Genomic DNA, 16,360 nt, shown 5'->3' with positions numbered 1-16,360 from the left:
TTTTTATTATTTTAATCTACTTTTTTTATATTACACTTTTTATAATATAAACATTTTGAAAAAATAATGATAAATAAGCCAGTAATAATAAAAATAATTACTTTTACATTAATAATTAGGATTCGTATAAATTGTAAACCCTAAAACAAGAAATTATACAAAAAACATGAAAAATTCATGGAATAAAAAATAATAATAGAAAATTATTTAATGATTAGTATCATCTATATTATTTTCAAAATTTTCTAATTGAGTTTTATTTGGAAGACCAATAGTACAAATATTTTCAACACATTTTGAAGCAACCCAATTTCCAATTAAACAAGATTTTTCAAGAGAATATCCTTTTAAATAAGAATATAAAAATCCTACATTAAATGAGTCCCCAGCAGCAGTTGTATCTACAACATCAACATTGAAAACTGGAACTTTAACCTCCTCATCTTTATTATTAATGGCATAAACACTTTTTGATCCTCTTTTAACAACAACTGTGTCAATTCCATCGTCAAGGACATGAATAGCAATATCCCTAAATGATAAACCTTCATCAGAATCTATTAAACCATCAACTTCAGAATAATAATTTTCAAATAGTAATTTAAGCTCATTTTCATTAATAAGGAGAATATTTGTCCTATCTAAAAGTTTTTTTATATCTTTAATCTCTTTTTTGGCATAGAACATTCCTGGATCTAAACTCAATATAACAGAATCTGGAATATAATCCAATAGTTCCAATTGAGTATTAAATGAATCTCCTAAAAAAGAAGAATAATGAATTATTTTTGTATTTTGGATATTTTTAAGATTAATTTCATCAATAGATATTTCATCATTAACTCCTGAATCAACATATAATGCACGTTCACCATTCTCATCAATAAATCCAAGAACTTTCCCAGAATTACCTTTTTCAGACATGATTAAATTATTAACAAATACTCCCTCAGAGATTAGTTTTAATTCAATACATTCTCCTTCCTCATCATCAGCTATTTTACCAATGTAAGATGTGTTTAATCCTAAACGAGAAAGACCCATAATAGTATTAGCTGCTGATCCTCCAGGATTGGAATCTAAATCTTTAATATAACTTTCTTGGTCTTGACAAGCAATTTCATTAACATAATACATTTTGTCAAGATTTAAAGCACCAAAACCAATTACATCAACAGGAATATTATTATTTATAATACTCATATTTTACTCCCTAATATTTTAGATTATTTTATAGACATGAAAAATAATTTAATAATACATAAATTTAATAATACAATTTTAATGAGATAAAAATTTATTAATACACTCCTAGTAAGATAAAAATTTATTAATACACTCCTAGTAAGATAAAAATTTATTAATACCCCCTAGTAAGATAAAAATTTATTAATACCCCCTAGTAAGATAAATATTCATTAATACCCTTTAATAAGATAAAAATTTACTAATTAACCAATCTAATAATTAATAACTTAAATAATTAAATTTTAAATAAAATAGTAGGATATGATAATAAATAAAAGAATATAATACTAAAATTTATAAAAAATCATTTTATAAAAGATTTAATAAAAGATTCATTTTATAAAAAAATACTAAATGATTTATTTATAAAAGATCTAATAAATTAATATTATACTCTCCAAGTTCACCATTAAAGTTCCCAGCAGATATTTTAACAATATCATCTGCATATTCACTCTCTAAAACAGCCCCAATAGATTTTTTCATAGCTAATTTCGCAGTATCCATATTAATTCCATTAATAACAATTTCAGGAATATAATTAACTTCATCAGGGACCTTAGATAAATTTTTAATATCTTTCTTCAATGATGGACAATAAGGATGGTTTGTAGTAGGTCCAATCCAAGGATAGTTTGTTTCAACCTTAGAAGCAGCAGAACATATCCCAAAAGGAGCTATTGCACCTTCAACATCCATTATTGCATCTATAGCTAATTTCCCTGCTTCAAGAACTGCTTCTTTAGTTTTACACATATACCAAAAATTAGCACCCATTATTCCCTCACCATAATATAATTCATTTTCTATTTGAAAGTCAGGAACTGCAATAGGAACATTTATCATTTCACGATTGTAGACATTTTCAATCCATTCATATCCATCACCACAATGTCCAACTTGTTTCATCATGTTAATAGACCCTTTTCCATCAGCTATTTTAGTATAATTGAACATTTTCGTAAAAGGTTTAACCAAAACATCTTGACGAATTCTATAAGATAATTCTAATTCATATTTTTCCATATCATCAAGGCCAAACCAATATTGTACAATTGCACCAATACGACCATCAGGAGTTTCATCTTTATCAACAAAACATTCCACTCCTCCTTCAATTCGCCCAATAACTGCACTAGGAGTTGAAGTAGAATCATAAGCAGCTTGTTTTAGAGTATCTTTATCATCAGCAGTTATTAATGCCCTAATATATTTTCCAGAAAAGCATTCTGCAAAAGTATCTTCAATTAGATTTTCGTTTATCATAAAACACCTTATTATTACTATATAAATTATAAACAATATTATTATATTAATATTATAAATTATAAAATTTACTATAATATATATTATAAAATAAAAAAAATTAAGAAGTAATAATAAAAAGGAAATATAATTAAAAAAAAAAGGAAATATAATTATAAAAAAGAGATATAATTAAAAAAAGAGAATATAATTAAAAAAAGGATCTATAGTTTAAAATGAAAGTATGATTATAAAAAAGACTGTAAAAAATTTATTATTATATTATAAGATAATTGATAATGAATAAAATAAAAAAAAGATAAAATATATTAAAAATTTATTAAAAATTATCAAATTATCCTAAAGAACCAATATCTTTTCCTCTGAGTTTTTTTCTCATTTTTAAACTTTCAGAAACAAGCATATCAATATTATCTTCTTTAACAATCTCAATTATCGGCAAATCTTTATTCTTAAATATTTCATTAAACTCCTCTATAAGAGCAAACCCGATTCTGAAACTTTCAAAAGCCCTTTTAGTATCAGTAGAATAAGATTTAACAAATTCAAAAACATATTCCCTATTGAATTTACTATGAAGATCTATCAAAAAAGAAGTAGGAATAGTATTATCTGAAATTATAGCTATATCTGCTTCTCTTATAGCTACTTCATTACCATTAAAAGAAACAGCAATCCCTCCGTTTTCTTTTGCAAAATTTAAAGGTTCAACATCGGTATGACTATCCCCTACATACATTATACTAGCTTTATTAAGTTCCAATTTAGACATTATGTCTTCAATAGCATTTTTTTTACCAATTCCGCCAATACATTTAATATCTTTTATTATATTAAATATATCCATCATAGGAATTTCTTCAAAAAATATTTTATTTAAAGTTTCAGTATCTAATTCACCAGTTTTAGACTCTTTTTTAGCAATTTTAACAATATCTTCTTTAAATTTAAATAATTTTTCTCTTTCTTCATTAGATATCTCATAATCATCTAAATTATTTAATTTTGTAAAGTATGTATTTTCAAAAGGAAAATCAAGATAATCAGATATAGCTTCAATATATTGACCATAACTAGTACTTACAATAAAAGAGTCCATAGTATTTATAGCTAATTTGATTGTTTTTTCTGCATTTTGAACTAAAAAAATATGTTCTTTAGAAAAATTAATAATATCCTTATTAGATATATTGTAAGCTTTAAAAAATGGTATAATAAGTTTAAGAGTATTTCCAGAGTTATAACCTTCTTTTTTAACTACATCGACTAAATAATCATCAAATAAACTAATAATCCTAAAAAAATCGTCCCCAGAAGGAATAAATTCTTTTGCAAGTTCATATGCATTATCATTCAAAGATAATGGGCCTTCACAGTCAGTTACAAATAATCTTTTCAAAAAATTTCCTCCATTTAAAAATAATAATAATAATAATAATAATAATGATAATAAGAATAATAATAGTAAGAATAATAATAAAAATTATGATAATAAGAATAATAATGACATGAGAATAATAAAAAATTCTATAATAAATTGATACTTTAAAAATTATTAAGCCATTAAAAATAATTTACTAATATAGTTTTAGAAATATATGACTAAATAGTTTTAGAAATATATGACTAAATTTTAATTAATAATTTAAGTTAAATGATAAAAAAATTAGATGAATAAAATAATATAATTAATTACCATATTATAATCACTTATAATTGTTAATAATTAACCATTTTATAATCAAAAATTAACTATCATTTTTTTAAGCAAATTTTAATAGCATTAACAGGACATAAAGCTTCACATTCCCTACAAGATATACATAAATCTTGATCAACAGAAATTTCATCATCATCTAAACTCAATGCATCAACTGGGCATTGGTTTACACAAACTCCACATGCTTGACATAAATCTTTATGAATTTTAAATTCACCATCTCTAACAGATTCAATATTTCTTCTAATGAAATAAATATCATTTTCACGAGTTTCAAAAAATTCTTCAGTTAATTCAATAGCTGTTACAGGACAAGTTGAAACACATTTACCACAAAATACACAGTTATCTTCAATATGAATTGGTGATGGTAACTCTAACCAAATAGCATTTACAGGACAAATTGGAATACATTCCCCACAGCCAATACAATTATCCTCAAAAACTTTAATTTTACGAATAGGAGGGAAATATTCGACTAAATCATTCATATCAACTACAGAAATATCAGAAACTGTAATATCTTCAATTTTATTAATTATAGATTTAGTAACATTTATTTCAAAATCTTTATCTTTTTTATCAGATGATTCATGAGCCAAATCTGATAAAATTGAATCAACTTTTGCAATATCATTTGATAACTTTTTGATATCTTTATCAATAATGCTGGAAGCTATTTCTAAAGATCGAATTTTATTAAAAGATTCATAAGCTTTTTTACGAGAAGAATATTTAATAGCTGAAGATGGGCAAACTTCCATACATTCCTCACATCTTGCACAATAGGAAGGGTCAATGTAAGGTAATTTACTTGTTTTACCAACATTAATAGCTCCCCTAGAAGGACATATTCTTGTACATGTCATACAACCAATACAATTTTTTTGATTTACAACAATTGCTCTTCCACCAGAGACAGTTCTAGGGAGTATTTCCCCATATTTAATTGCATCTGTTGGACAAGATCTAAAACAATAGCCACATCTAACACATTTATCTTCATCAATTTCACTATGAACCTCTTCACTCCCAGAAGAAGTTAAATGAATTGCTCCTGTTTTACAAGAAGAAACACAAGCCCCACATGCCCTACAAAGTTTAGAATTTATATTAGGAATATTTTCACTAATAGGATCAGCTAACTTTGTTTTCATTTTTATAGCATCATATGGACAAGCTTCCCTACATAAAACACAACCAAAACATTTTTCATTTATTTTAGTAGTGTCATCATCTGAATCGATATAAATAGCTTCAACTGGACAAGCTTTAAGGCAAGGTTTATCTTTACATATTTCGCACTTACTATTGTCGATTTCATAATCGACTTCAACTTCCCTTAAAGGCTTAGTGCATTTTTTAGTAGAAACCTCGATAATAATCATCCCCTAATATAATATTCACCTATTAGCTAATTGAGATTCTTTTAATGTGATTAAAATTACTTTTTCTCCATTAACATCATCAAGTAAAAATTTTGCTATGAAATACTTAACAACAGAGAAAGGACAAGTTTGATAACAATTACTACATCTTAGACATTTATCAGAGTCTCTTTTAACTTCATTCTTTTCAGAATCATAACTAATAGCTTTTGTTGGACATTCATCAACACATAAACGACATTTTTTACACTTAGATTCATCCCAAGTGATAATTCTAATTTTTAATCTATCAGTAGCATTTTCAATTATTTCTAATGCTACTTCTTCATCAGGCAATATATTTAATGCCTTATCCCAAATTTCGGATAAAGGCAATTGTAATTTAAGAAGTTTTTCAGAAGGCAAATTATTGAGTTCATCTTCTTTACTTTCAATAAACTCTTCAAGAGTGTTTACAACAAGTCGAATTATTGCTTTTTGATCTTCAAGGTTATCAATAAATACTCCTTTCATAGCTCCTTTCACAGGACATGCCTCTAAGCAATTCCCACAAGAAATACATTTTGATTGGTCCACCATAATTTTATTATCTTTTTCAATAATTGCTCCTTCTACAGGACAGGATTTAATACATTTTTTACATTTAATACATAAAAAATCATCTACAGTATACTGTCTTTTAGATGGAATTATATTAAATTCTTCCCTAATTAAATGATTCTCACCACAAAGCAATGTTTTAGGTTCTGTTGGACAGACTTCTGCACAAAATCCGCACCTAATACAAGCTCTTTTATTTATAACAGGATATGCTTTACCTTCACCATCATGATCATCTCCATCCCTAACAAGTTTAATAGCATGAGGAGATGGACAAGATTGAGTACAAGCCCCACAACCGATACAATATTCTTTAAGAACTTCTGGAAAATCCCTAAACCTATCCGGCTTTTCAACAATATCATGTTGAGATTTTGCATCAGTAATCCCTTCTAAAAAAGATTTCCTAGCAAATTCATACAAATACCAAATTACAGAAGACATATTTTACCCTTAATTAATAAATTAGATAATAAATTATAGTTTAATAATTAATTACATTCAAATTAATAATTAGATATAATTATACTTACAATCCATATTTAAATACAATTAAATTTAGAATTATATAGATTACTTCAAATTATAAAAATCTTTTGAAGTTTCACCTTTATCAACATCTATAATAGCCACCCTTTCAGCACAAGCAATACAAGGATCTGCACTTGCATAAGTAGCTACAGCATCTGAAACTGTTGCAACATCTTTAAGCATATATTTAGCACATGAGTCAATATTCATAATACTAGGAGTTCTAATAGAAATATGCTTAATTAAATTACCATTAGTTTCAATCATATAAACAACTTCACCTCTTGGAGCCTCATTTCTCCACTCAGCATATCCAGAACCAATCTCAACTTTAGTTCTGATATCGCCTTCAGGCAAAACATCAATTGCTTGCCTTATTAAATCAATAGAATTAGAAATTTCTGTAAATCTATTCATAGTCCTTGCATAATTATCTCCTTCTTTTCTCCAAACAGGTTTAAAATCAAGATAATCTCTGTAAGTATGATGTTGTTCTCTTAAATCATGCTTTAAACCAGAAGCTCTTCCAATAGGTCCAACTGCCCTACCTTTTAAAGCTTGATCTCTTGTCATTTTACCAACATCTTTAGAACGAAGACCAACAAGAGGCCCTTCACTGAAAATTTCAGTATATCTATCTAAATCTTTTTCAATTAAGCTAATATTTTCCAATATTGCATCAAGGTGGACTTTTTTTGCATCCATACGAACACCACCAACAACATTCCAACCCATATTAACCCTATTACCAGTTAAAAGTTCAATAGAATCCATTGCATGTTCTCTCAAAGATAAAACATACATAAATAAAGTTTCATGTTCTATAGTCTTGAAATATGTAGAATTAGCTAAAAAATGACTTTGAATCCTATCTAACTCATTAGTAATAACTCTCAAAAGTTGAGCACGTGCAGGGGCCCTAACATCAGAAATTTTTTCTATTGTTTCTGCAAATGTTTGTGTATGTTCATAAGAACAAATTCCACAGACTCTTTCAGCAAGGTAAATACATTTTTGCCAAGTTTTACCTTCCATAATCTTTTCAATTCCTCTGTGAACATAACCATAATCAATTTCGGCTTTTAAAACTCTTTCACCTTTAGTTTGTAATTTTAACCTTAGAGGTTCTTTTAAACCAGGGTGAATTGGACCAATAGGTAATATCATTTATTTGCCTCCATTATTAGATTCTTTTGCAGTTTCTTTTCCATTAGCTTCCCTTCCTCTAGCTGCAATTGCTCCAGGAGCAACTGTAAGAATAGCTTCTAAAATTTCACTAGGTCTTGGAGGACAGCCAGAAATCTCAGCATCTACTGGAATAAAGTCAGAAACAGGAGCGTGGACTTTTCCACCTTCTTGGTTAAATACATCCCCAGATAATGGACAATTACCAACACAAGCAACTACTTTAGGTTCAGGGGCTTTTGTATATATTCTTCTTATTTTTTTAATCCATTGTTCAGTAACAGCTCCAGTTATTAATATAACATCTGCTTCACGAGGATTATTGTGAACATAAATTCCATATTGTTCAAGATCATATCTAGGAGATAATAGTGAAACAATCTCTACATCACAACCATTACATCCCCCACAATTAACTAAACAAACATGGATGGAACTTTTTCTAACAATATCTTTAAGAGTATTTAGCATTTACTGACCTCTTAGATCAAACTTAATTTTAAATTAGATTTAAATAATATTTAATGATTTAAACAATCTTAATATTTAATGATTTAAACATTCTTTAATAATATAAACTAAAAATTATTATAATAACTATAAACTAAAAATTATTATAATAACTATAATCTAAAAATTATTATATTCTATTATAACTATTTATAATTAGATTATATTTATTTATATTTATTTGATTACTATTTCATTAATTTTTATTAATTTTTTAATAAATATATTAACAATTTTTAGCAAATGTATAATTAAAACATTAATAACATATAATAATAAAAATATTTACATAGACAATAAGTCTAAAACTTGCTTTTTGCCATCTTTTAAAACTAAATCATAATCTTTTCCATTAATTATTTCTTTTACTAATGAAAATTTAATCCTATTAGCTTCTTCAATAGTTATTATCTCCATTACATCACATAACCAACAAAATCTTAAATCTGCATGAAGCTTTTCAGAAAGGCATTTCGGCTTAGCTGATTCAAGAGTGGCATGAAGAGCTTCTAAACTAGACATATCTAAATTATTCATTAAGATTTTTTCAAGTTCTTCATTTGAAATTTCTAATTCATTAGCTAAAGGAGTAACAACATCTTCTTTCCACTTAAAACTCCGAAGAATTCTTAATTTCATTGTTTCCAATAGCTTTTTATCCTCATCCACATTATCACCAATATAAAGTAAAAATTTTTAAACAATAATTTTTAAACATATTTCCTTAAAAATCTAAATCAATATATAAACACCAAACCATATTAAAGCAGATATGATTATTCCTATAAAAGTTTCTTTTCTCCCATAACCTGGCCTCATACCCATTACTAAAGCTATTAGGAATAAACCTATAGATATCAATATTTCTGGAGAAATAAAACCAATTATAATAGAAATAATTCCATAATTAAATAATAATATCCATCCAATTATAGCAATTATTAGAGAAACTATTTCAATATCATTTATAATAAAAGGTTCTCCATGCTTTTTATAGCTTATTAAAAGACCTAAAATAGATCCTATAATAAAGACAAGTATATATATTAAATAGGATAATTCATTCATTCATATCACCCAGTAAAGATTATAATTGGTTAATAAATACTACATAGGCTTATAAAGTAGTATAAATGATACAATAATGATAACTAAAGTTATCATAAATATTATATTTTCTAAATTTTCAGTTATATGTGCAAATTTTTCTTTATTTTGAAGTAATATCAAAGGAAACATGAGAAATCCAAAAATTGTTACAGGGATAACCTCCCATCTTTGAATTACCATAGCTAACCCACTAGCTATTATAATCCCAAGAGCAACACATGAGGTTAATACAATAAAATCTTTTTCTTTATTCATAATATATCCTCTTTATTCATAATATCCCTCATTAATTAATTCATTGATAATTTTAAATCAAATCTAAACAAAACTTTAAATTAAAGTCAATTATAGTTTTAATACTTAAATCAAATGATAAGCCTATTAAATTATAATTTAATCAATTATAAATTTAAATCAAATATAATATTTAATATTAAATTATATCATAACAATTCATATTATAATAATTCATATTAAATAATTCAAGTTATAATCATTTAATATTATAATAATTATATCTTATAATAATTTTATTTATTTTTTAATTATGAACTTAAAAATGATGAAAATTAAATATATTCATTTTAAATTAAATATATTCATTTTAAATATATTTTATCATATTTAAGCTATAAACATTAGTAATAGAGATCCAACTATTCCAATAATAGCTAAAGAAATCTGACTCATGACAGAATGATTAGGGTTTAAAATTGGAGTAGTAACATTTATAAGCGCAACTATAGCAGTAATCAATATCATTCCAATTAAGTATCCAATTATTGAAAGAGGTCCGAAGAAAACTGTTAAAAACACCCATAACAATATATACCATGCTATGGACTCTGAAAGCATCATATAACCTCTTAAAACACCAAAGTGCTCAGTTTCAAAACCAGAAATAATGTCTTTTCCTTTAGTTATTGAAAACGGAGAATATGGTGATTTAGAAACTATAAGAACAAAGAACATTAGTGCCGCTAATGGTATTGAAAATATTAAAGGACCATTAATTGATTGATATGTTACAATCTCTCCCAAATTCATAGTTCCTGTTTGAAGAAATACAATGACCAAAACTGCAAATAGCGGAATTTCAGCTGCTGCTGAAAAAACTGCCCTGACACAACTCATTTTACCATAAGGAGAACCAGATGAAGATCCTGCATTGTGTTCAACAATTTTATAAACAGCATATACACCAAATATTATTAATAGTGAACCATAAGAAACAGGTCCAGCAATCACAGCAACTACCCATATAGCACAATACATACAAGCAATAGCTATATAAAATGGCATAGATGCAGTTTTTGGGAATGAAGATTCTTTAAAAAAGAATTTTAAAGAATGAAGAAAATGTTGTATAATAGGAGGCCCTGGTCTAAGCTGTATTCTTGCCATTACTTTCCTATGGAATCCTAACAGCAAACTTCCAAGTAAAAAAGCTATTACAACATTAATAATGATATTAGCCATTAAATTCATGGTATCAACTAAAGATGAAAAACTAAACATAAAGACTTAATATCCAATGAATGGTTCTTCAGTTCTTTCCTCCTTCTCTTCTTTTTTAGCTTTTGCCATAGTTATTAAACCTAATGAAAGTATAAATATTGGTATGAATACAATAGCTATCCCATAAACAATCCAAGCAGATGGACTAAATATTAAAGCATATAATATTAGTAGTATTGATATTATTAACAATGAGTAACTAGTTAACATTAGTTTATTCATTTTCACACCTAATTATTCTAAATTTTATTTAAATTAAATTTTTATAATTATTTATTTTATATAATATTATTTTATATAATATCTATTTTATATAATATGATTTTATATAATAGATAATAACTAATATAGATCTGAATTATGTTACAATTATTAGTAGTACTTCAATCACCCTTATAATTATCATTAAGGAACTTAAATGAATAATTAATAAAAATGGAGAACCAGGAGTCCTAAACATTTCTGCTTTTGTAGCAAAAAATGGAGCTATACCAGTTTCACCAGCTACACCTATTAATATAAGTATTGCTCCAAAGATCATCATAGGAGATGTACCAATTCCTGAAAGTACAAATAAGCTTAAAGTACCAGTAGCAGCAAGAATTATAGCTGCTCCACCAAACAATGGAAGTGATGAAATCATAGCCATTATACCATATTGATAAGCGGCATCAAGAACATCTACCTGTTTTACTGCAGAAACTATACCTACATTAACAATACCTATTAATGCAATGAATAGAGTCAAATTGAATAAATCTCCAGTAATCATTGCTCCAGCAGTAGCTAATCCACAAACAATAGCTAAAAATCTTCTTATTTTAAATTCACTTAACCCTATTGAAACTTTATTTTCTTTTAAAGTTCCAAATTCTGCCTCGACTTGAGTTTCAGTTCTACTAATAGCTATAAGAAATGTGAATATTAAAACAACTGCAAACATGAATAGATGGAATGGGGTTAAATATAATACAATATCCCCTAAAGGTATTGTTCCAAGTAAATTACCACCTAATGATGTAATATCCATATTAATCCTCTTTATTTTATGATAAATTAATCCATTATATATTATTTTTTAATAAATTTATTTTATAAATTATTTTTATAAATTTTTTTTAGTAAATTTTTTAAACTAATCTTTTTTAATAAATTTTTTAAACTAATATTTTTTAGTAAATTTTTTTAAACTAAATTTATTAATATTTTTAATTTGAATCTTCTTTCTAGATTCATTAATCTCAATAAATCTATTATTCTCTTCTAAATTCTTCAGTGAGAATTGATCCAATTAAACCTAATTTTGAAGCTACTTTTAGAACTAACCCACAAGCAGCCATAAACAATCCAAGAAGCCAATATTGAGGAACTAAGAATAATAGAACAAATCCAACTATCCATAAACACCATGAAATACCAGATACTGCCCCAATACCTTCAATTACAAATACAGGCAATCCTCTTGCTTTTCTACACATCATATAAAACAATATTCCCCCACCAGCTACTGCACCACCGGTAAATCCAGTTAAAAATGCTCCATAAAGTATCATTACAAGAGCTAAAAAATTTGGAGCAGTTTCCATTATTTCCATGTCTAATTTTAAAGGAAGTGGGAATACAGAAGGTTTTTCTGTAATAGTCCTATCTTTAGGAACAGCATTTTCAGCTTTTCTCATTTCTCGAGATATTAAAATTTCTGAAATAGCCATTATCTCTGCTAATTCTACAACTAATCCTGGAAGTATCAATGCTTCAGCTAAATCAGTTCCAACAGCAGCAACAACTATTAACATTGCAAAACCGACAAGATCAGTTAGTATTAAAATATGAATGTCTCTTTTTTGAATTGCAATTCCAGTTAAACCAATGAATCCTACTAAAATAGCTACATATAATGCAGGAAGATATAAAGATGCTGTAATAGCTGGAACAACTTCTGGAACTAAAGTTACCATATCACTGCTCCTCCTTATTTAAATTCAAAGAATCATTTTTAGAATTACTATTACCATTATTTTCTTCTTTTTTTCTATTTATAGTAAAATTAAGGGCTAACCAAGAAGCTATAATAAATGCCATCATCAAAATAGATGATTCTAATATTGTATCGAAACCTCTTGTATAATAAAGAATTTCATCTATAAGGCCTCCAGGCGAAGAATATATCGAAGTTCCAAAATAAGGAGAAATCGACGAAACAAGAATCGCTTGAGGAGTCATATAAGAAGTTATCATACCTAAAGACTTAGCATTTTCAGGATATTGAGCTTTTGTAATTCCTGGAACTTCTAAAACAACACCTCCTCTATCATAAGGAGCAAGTGGAGAACCTTCTTCAACTTGAACTTGAGGTGCGGGACGTGGATATAATTGATTAACATCTAAGCTCAAAGGAACTATAAAACCAACCAAAATAACTACTGCCAAAATTATAGAAAATAATTTAGGAATTTTATCAGGATTAGCAAGAGAATTCCACAGACGTCCAATCCGACTCATACATCTGCCCCCATTTCTTCTAATCTGGTTATAGCTCTAAGTAATATAAGAGTAATAGCAGCAGTAGCTGCTACAAAAGTCATTAGTGCTAATGTATGATTATAAACAAGAAATATTAATGATATTCCAACTGCAGCAATTTCTGTATTGAATGTTCTAACAATAGGATCATTGACACCAGGGCCTGCTACAGTAGCTATACTTCCAACTATAGCCAATATACAACCTGCATAAAATAACATTTGAATTTCAATCAAATAGCTCACCTTCAGGATTGTTTTTATTTCTCTTTCTAATATCATTAATTTTTATTATAGATAAAAGGAATATAACAGTAGAGATTGGTCCAAACAAGGCAATTACTAAAGCCACATCTAAATATCTAAATGAAACAACAGCCAATAATAACCCTGCTTCCATTACTGCAAACATTATAAGTTTATCAAGTGGCTTAACAAGCATTATGATACCTGCAGCACCGATAAACATTAGGATTATTGATATTGAGGTTACATTAAGAAAATCTAAAAAAATCATTAAATTCACCAATTATAATAGTAATATATTATATTTCACTCCTCAAGAATAATTTCATTTTCTAATCTATCTAAAGTATAAGCTATTGCATTAGAACCAATAGTAGAAGTTATGAAAAATGTAATAGCAATTACAAGACCAAAAGGACTATTAACAGTCAATGCAATAAGTGCTGAAACAGCAAAATCAATTACATTAACATAAAGCATTCTTTCAGCTTTATTCTTAGCTAAAAGTGTTCTTATAGCCATTATGATAATAATTACTCCAATAATTTCTTCTATCATACTTAACATTCCAATAACACAATTTTGTTTATAGATACAACTTACATCAATATAATTTTTACATTATCTAATTTTTATAATATAACATGTATCTATAAAATATAATTTAAATATAAATTTTAATTTAATATAAAATTTTAATATAATTTTGATTTAATATAAAACTTTGATTTAATATAAAATTTTAATATAATTTTGATTTAATATAAAACTTTAATATAATATAAAATTTTAATATAATTTTAAATAAAATACCAATATTATAAAATTTGTACTAACTATAATATAAGTTTAATATATTTTGTCTAACAAATAAGATTAATTATTATAATAATTTTAATCTTAAAATTTATAAATCTTATAAATTTTTATAAATTAAATACTAAAATCATATATAAGTTAATTAGCTAATTTTTTACCAAATTTCATAATATAATGATTATTCTAATTTAGTATGTCTATTAAATGATTTAGCAATACATCCAATTAATTTAGATGAGCTTGGATGATGTAAACCTTGAATAGTAGTTATAGCTATTACCATTCCTACAACAAACATTTCTGGTGTTAAACCAATGAAAGATGTAAGATATATTAAAACTATTGTAGTCAAAGCACCAGTAGTCCCAGCATATCCAGGATCTGCACATAACCTATTTCCAATATACACAAAGAAAGCAGCTATTAATCCTCCTTCAATTCCAATCAACATATAACCGATTGAAGCTAAAAGAGTTCCTGCAGAAGCGTCCGGAGAACATAGTATGTTTCCTTGGAAAAATCCCCCTGCTAAATCACCACCTCTCTTTTTAATTTCATGACCTACAATATCTGCACCTTTAACACCAGGAGCCTCGGGTAGTCCAAGGTAAGTATCAATGAGAACAAAATTTAGCCAAGCTATAATAGTTGCAAATATGATTCCTAAAATTTCATTCATTAATTACCCTCCTCTGTTTTGGAAATTTCATTAGAAGAATTTATATCCAAATCACTCTCACTCTCATTATTAGAAGGCTTTGGAAAAACATAATCAAAGGCATATTTAACAAATAAACCAGAAACAACACCCCAGAACACAGCTAATATCATTCCGTTATAAATCCAATAGAAATTCACTGAAAAACAAATTGCTAAAAATCCCATAGCAAAAATAGGAGTAGGAAATATCGCACTTTTATCAAAAGAAAACCTAATAGGTTTTTTTGGAAGTAGGGGTAAACCTAGCCCTAAAGCTATTACTATAGATACAATTACGGTAATTAATATATTTAGTAATAAGTATGTTTCATCAACATGAATAATCATGATAAAATGTAAGCTCTATAAGATATATAAATGTTGTTACTTGAAGCTTGAGTAAACCAATATAAAGTTAATAATTTTGTATACCTAACATTGATAATTTATACATAACTAAGCTAGAATCAAAGATTAAAACTAAGAAAATTTGAATATAGAAATATTTAAACATAAAATGATAATATTTCACCAATTATCTTAAGATATATTGAGTATTCTAAGCTATTTATTAAGATTTTCATAAATTTTATTAACAAAAAAACTCGAAATAAGAATTAAAAGTTATTATTAATTAAATAATGATTATTCTTAATAGCAATCCAATTAAACATACATATTAATCTATATTTAAATTGAATCAGAATATTAAATATTAGTATTTATATCAATTGGCATTAGGGATCATATAATATAGTAGATAAAAATAGTAAATTCAATCTATATTTTACTAAATTAAACAAAAAGAATATTAAATATTAATAATTTTGATAATAGAACTAATAAAAACCAATAAAACTAAACAAAAAAATTAAAAAATTAAAGATTAATTTAAAAAATGATTAAAAAATTTAAAATTAAATTTAGAAAAAAAATTAAAAAATTAAAGATTAAAGAATTTAAAATTAATAGATTTAAAATTTAAATTTAAAGATTAA

20 protein-coding genes are annotated in these 16,360 nt (G+C 26.2%); all 20 read right to left on the bottom strand.

From position 1 onward, the window contains the following. Window positions 1–207: 207 nt before the first annotated feature. The 20 genes from Q0087_RS04455 to Q0087_RS04360 all read right to left on the bottom strand — a co-directional run bounded on the left by Q0087_RS04455 (window position 208) and on the right by Q0087_RS04360 (window position 15,710). The gene (locus Q0087_RS04455; protein ID WP_297898471.1) at window positions 208–1,203 is read right to left on the bottom strand and encodes a carbohydrate kinase family protein; all 996 of its coding nucleotides are present in this window, start codon (window positions 1,201–1,203) and stop codon (window positions 208–210) included. Between the two features lie 408 nt (window positions 1,204–1,611). Next, the gene (locus tag Q0087_RS04450; protein ID WP_297898517.1) at window positions 1,612–2,511 is read right to left on the bottom strand and encodes a formylmethanofuran--tetrahydromethanopterin N-formyltransferase; all 900 of its coding nucleotides are present in this window, start codon (window positions 2,509–2,511) and stop codon (window positions 1,612–1,614) included. Between the two features lie 337 nt (window positions 2,512–2,848). Continuing rightward, entirely contained in the window at window positions 2,849–3,913 is a 1,065-nt protein-coding gene (locus Q0087_RS04445; RefSeq protein WP_297898470.1) for a hypothetical protein, read from the bottom strand. 356 nt (window positions 3,914–4,269) lie between these two features. Next, entirely contained in the window at window positions 4,270–5,622 is a 1,353-nt protein-coding gene (locus Q0087_RS04440; protein WP_297898469.1) for a 4Fe-4S binding protein, read from the bottom strand. Between the two features lie 15 nt (window positions 5,623–5,637). Continuing rightward, a complete protein-coding gene (locus Q0087_RS04435) occupies window positions 5,638–6,666 on the bottom strand; it encodes a 4Fe-4S binding protein (RefSeq protein WP_297898468.1) in 1,029 nt (342 codons plus the stop codon). A gap of 129 nt (window positions 6,667–6,795) precedes the next feature. Beyond that, window positions 6,796–7,920 (bottom strand): nickel-dependent hydrogenase large subunit, encoded by a 1,125-nt coding sequence (locus Q0087_RS04430; protein ID WP_297898467.1) that lies wholly within the window; start codon window positions 7,918–7,920, stop codon window positions 6,796–6,798. Continuing rightward, the gene (locus tag Q0087_RS04425; protein ID WP_297898466.1) at window positions 7,921–8,409 is read right to left on the bottom strand and encodes an NADH-quinone oxidoreductase subunit B family protein; all 489 of its coding nucleotides are present in this window, start codon (window positions 8,407–8,409) and stop codon (window positions 7,921–7,923) included. It abuts the gene before it with no gap. Window positions 8,410–8,733: 324 nt separating this feature from the next. Continuing rightward, window positions 8,734–9,117 (bottom strand): DUF1959 family protein, encoded by a 384-nt coding sequence (locus Q0087_RS04420; RefSeq protein ID WP_297898465.1) that lies wholly within the window; start codon window positions 9,115–9,117, stop codon window positions 8,734–8,736. Window positions 9,118–9,180: 63 nt separating this feature from the next. Continuing rightward, the gene (locus tag Q0087_RS04415; RefSeq protein ID WP_297898464.1) at window positions 9,181–9,516 is read right to left on the bottom strand and encodes an energy-converting hydrogenase subunit EhaL family protein; all 336 of its coding nucleotides are present in this window, start codon (window positions 9,514–9,516) and stop codon (window positions 9,181–9,183) included. Window positions 9,517–9,555: 39 nt separating this feature from the next. Continuing rightward, window positions 9,556–9,813, bottom strand: coding sequence for a hydrogenase (locus Q0087_RS04410; protein ID WP_297898463.1), 258 nt, complete (start codon window positions 9,811–9,813; stop codon window positions 9,556–9,558). Between the two features lie 369 nt (window positions 9,814–10,182). Then, a complete protein-coding gene (locus Q0087_RS04405; RefSeq protein ID WP_297898462.1) occupies window positions 10,183–11,046 on the bottom strand; it encodes a respiratory chain complex I subunit 1 family protein in 864 nt (287 codons plus the stop codon). Window positions 11,047–11,082: 36 nt separating this feature from the next. Beyond that, on the bottom strand, window positions 11,083–11,298 hold the full coding sequence (locus Q0087_RS04400; protein WP_297898461.1) for a DUF788 domain-containing protein: 216 nt from the start codon (window positions 11,296–11,298) through the stop codon (window positions 11,083–11,085). Window positions 11,299–11,434: 136 nt separating this feature from the next. Beyond that, window positions 11,435–12,106 (bottom strand): hypothetical protein, encoded by a 672-nt coding sequence (locus Q0087_RS04395; RefSeq protein ID WP_297898460.1) that lies wholly within the window; start codon window positions 12,104–12,106, stop codon window positions 11,435–11,437. 223 nt (window positions 12,107–12,329) lie between these two features. Continuing rightward, on the bottom strand, window positions 12,330–13,034 hold the full coding sequence (locus Q0087_RS04390; protein ID WP_297898459.1) for an EhaG family protein: 705 nt from the start codon (window positions 13,032–13,034) through the stop codon (window positions 12,330–12,332). 1 nt (window position 13,035) lies between these two features. Further along, on the bottom strand, window positions 13,036–13,578 hold the full coding sequence (locus Q0087_RS04385; protein ID WP_297898458.1) for an EhaF family protein: 543 nt from the start codon (window positions 13,576–13,578) through the stop codon (window positions 13,036–13,038). Beyond that, on the bottom strand, window positions 13,575–13,835 hold the full coding sequence (locus Q0087_RS04380) for an EhaE family protein (protein WP_297898457.1): 261 nt from the start codon (window positions 13,833–13,835) through the stop codon (window positions 13,575–13,577). Before Q0087_RS04380 ends, Q0087_RS04385 begins: the two co-directional genes overlap by 4 nt. Then, the gene (locus Q0087_RS04375; RefSeq protein ID WP_297898456.1) at window positions 13,828–14,115 is read right to left on the bottom strand and encodes a DUF2108 domain-containing protein; all 288 of its coding nucleotides are present in this window, start codon (window positions 14,113–14,115) and stop codon (window positions 13,828–13,830) included. Before Q0087_RS04375 ends, Q0087_RS04380 begins: the two co-directional genes overlap by 8 nt. A gap of 35 nt (window positions 14,116–14,150) precedes the next feature. After that, window positions 14,151–14,402, bottom strand: coding sequence for a DUF2109 family protein (locus tag Q0087_RS04370; protein ID WP_297898455.1), 252 nt, complete (start codon window positions 14,400–14,402; stop codon window positions 14,151–14,153). A 439-nt stretch (window positions 14,403–14,841) separates the two neighbouring features. Beyond that, window positions 14,842–15,342: a hypothetical protein gene (locus Q0087_RS04365; RefSeq protein ID WP_297898454.1), complete on the bottom strand. Its 501-nt coding sequence runs from the start codon at window positions 15,340–15,342 to the stop codon at window positions 14,842–14,844. Further along, a complete protein-coding gene (locus Q0087_RS04360) occupies window positions 15,342–15,710 on the bottom strand; it encodes an energy-converting hydrogenase A subunit A EhaA (RefSeq protein ID WP_297898453.1) in 369 nt (122 codons plus the stop codon). Before Q0087_RS04360 ends, Q0087_RS04365 begins: the two co-directional genes overlap by 1 nt. Window positions 15,711–16,360 lie beyond the last annotated feature (650 nt).

The sequence above is a fragment of the uncultured Methanobrevibacter sp. genome (genome assembly GCF_937881195.1).
Taxonomy (GTDB): Archaea; Methanobacteriota; Methanobacteria; order Methanobacteriales; family Methanobacteriaceae; genus Methanobinarius.
Note: the sequence above shows the minus strand (reverse complement) of the source record. Positions and strands in the feature narration are given on the sequence as shown.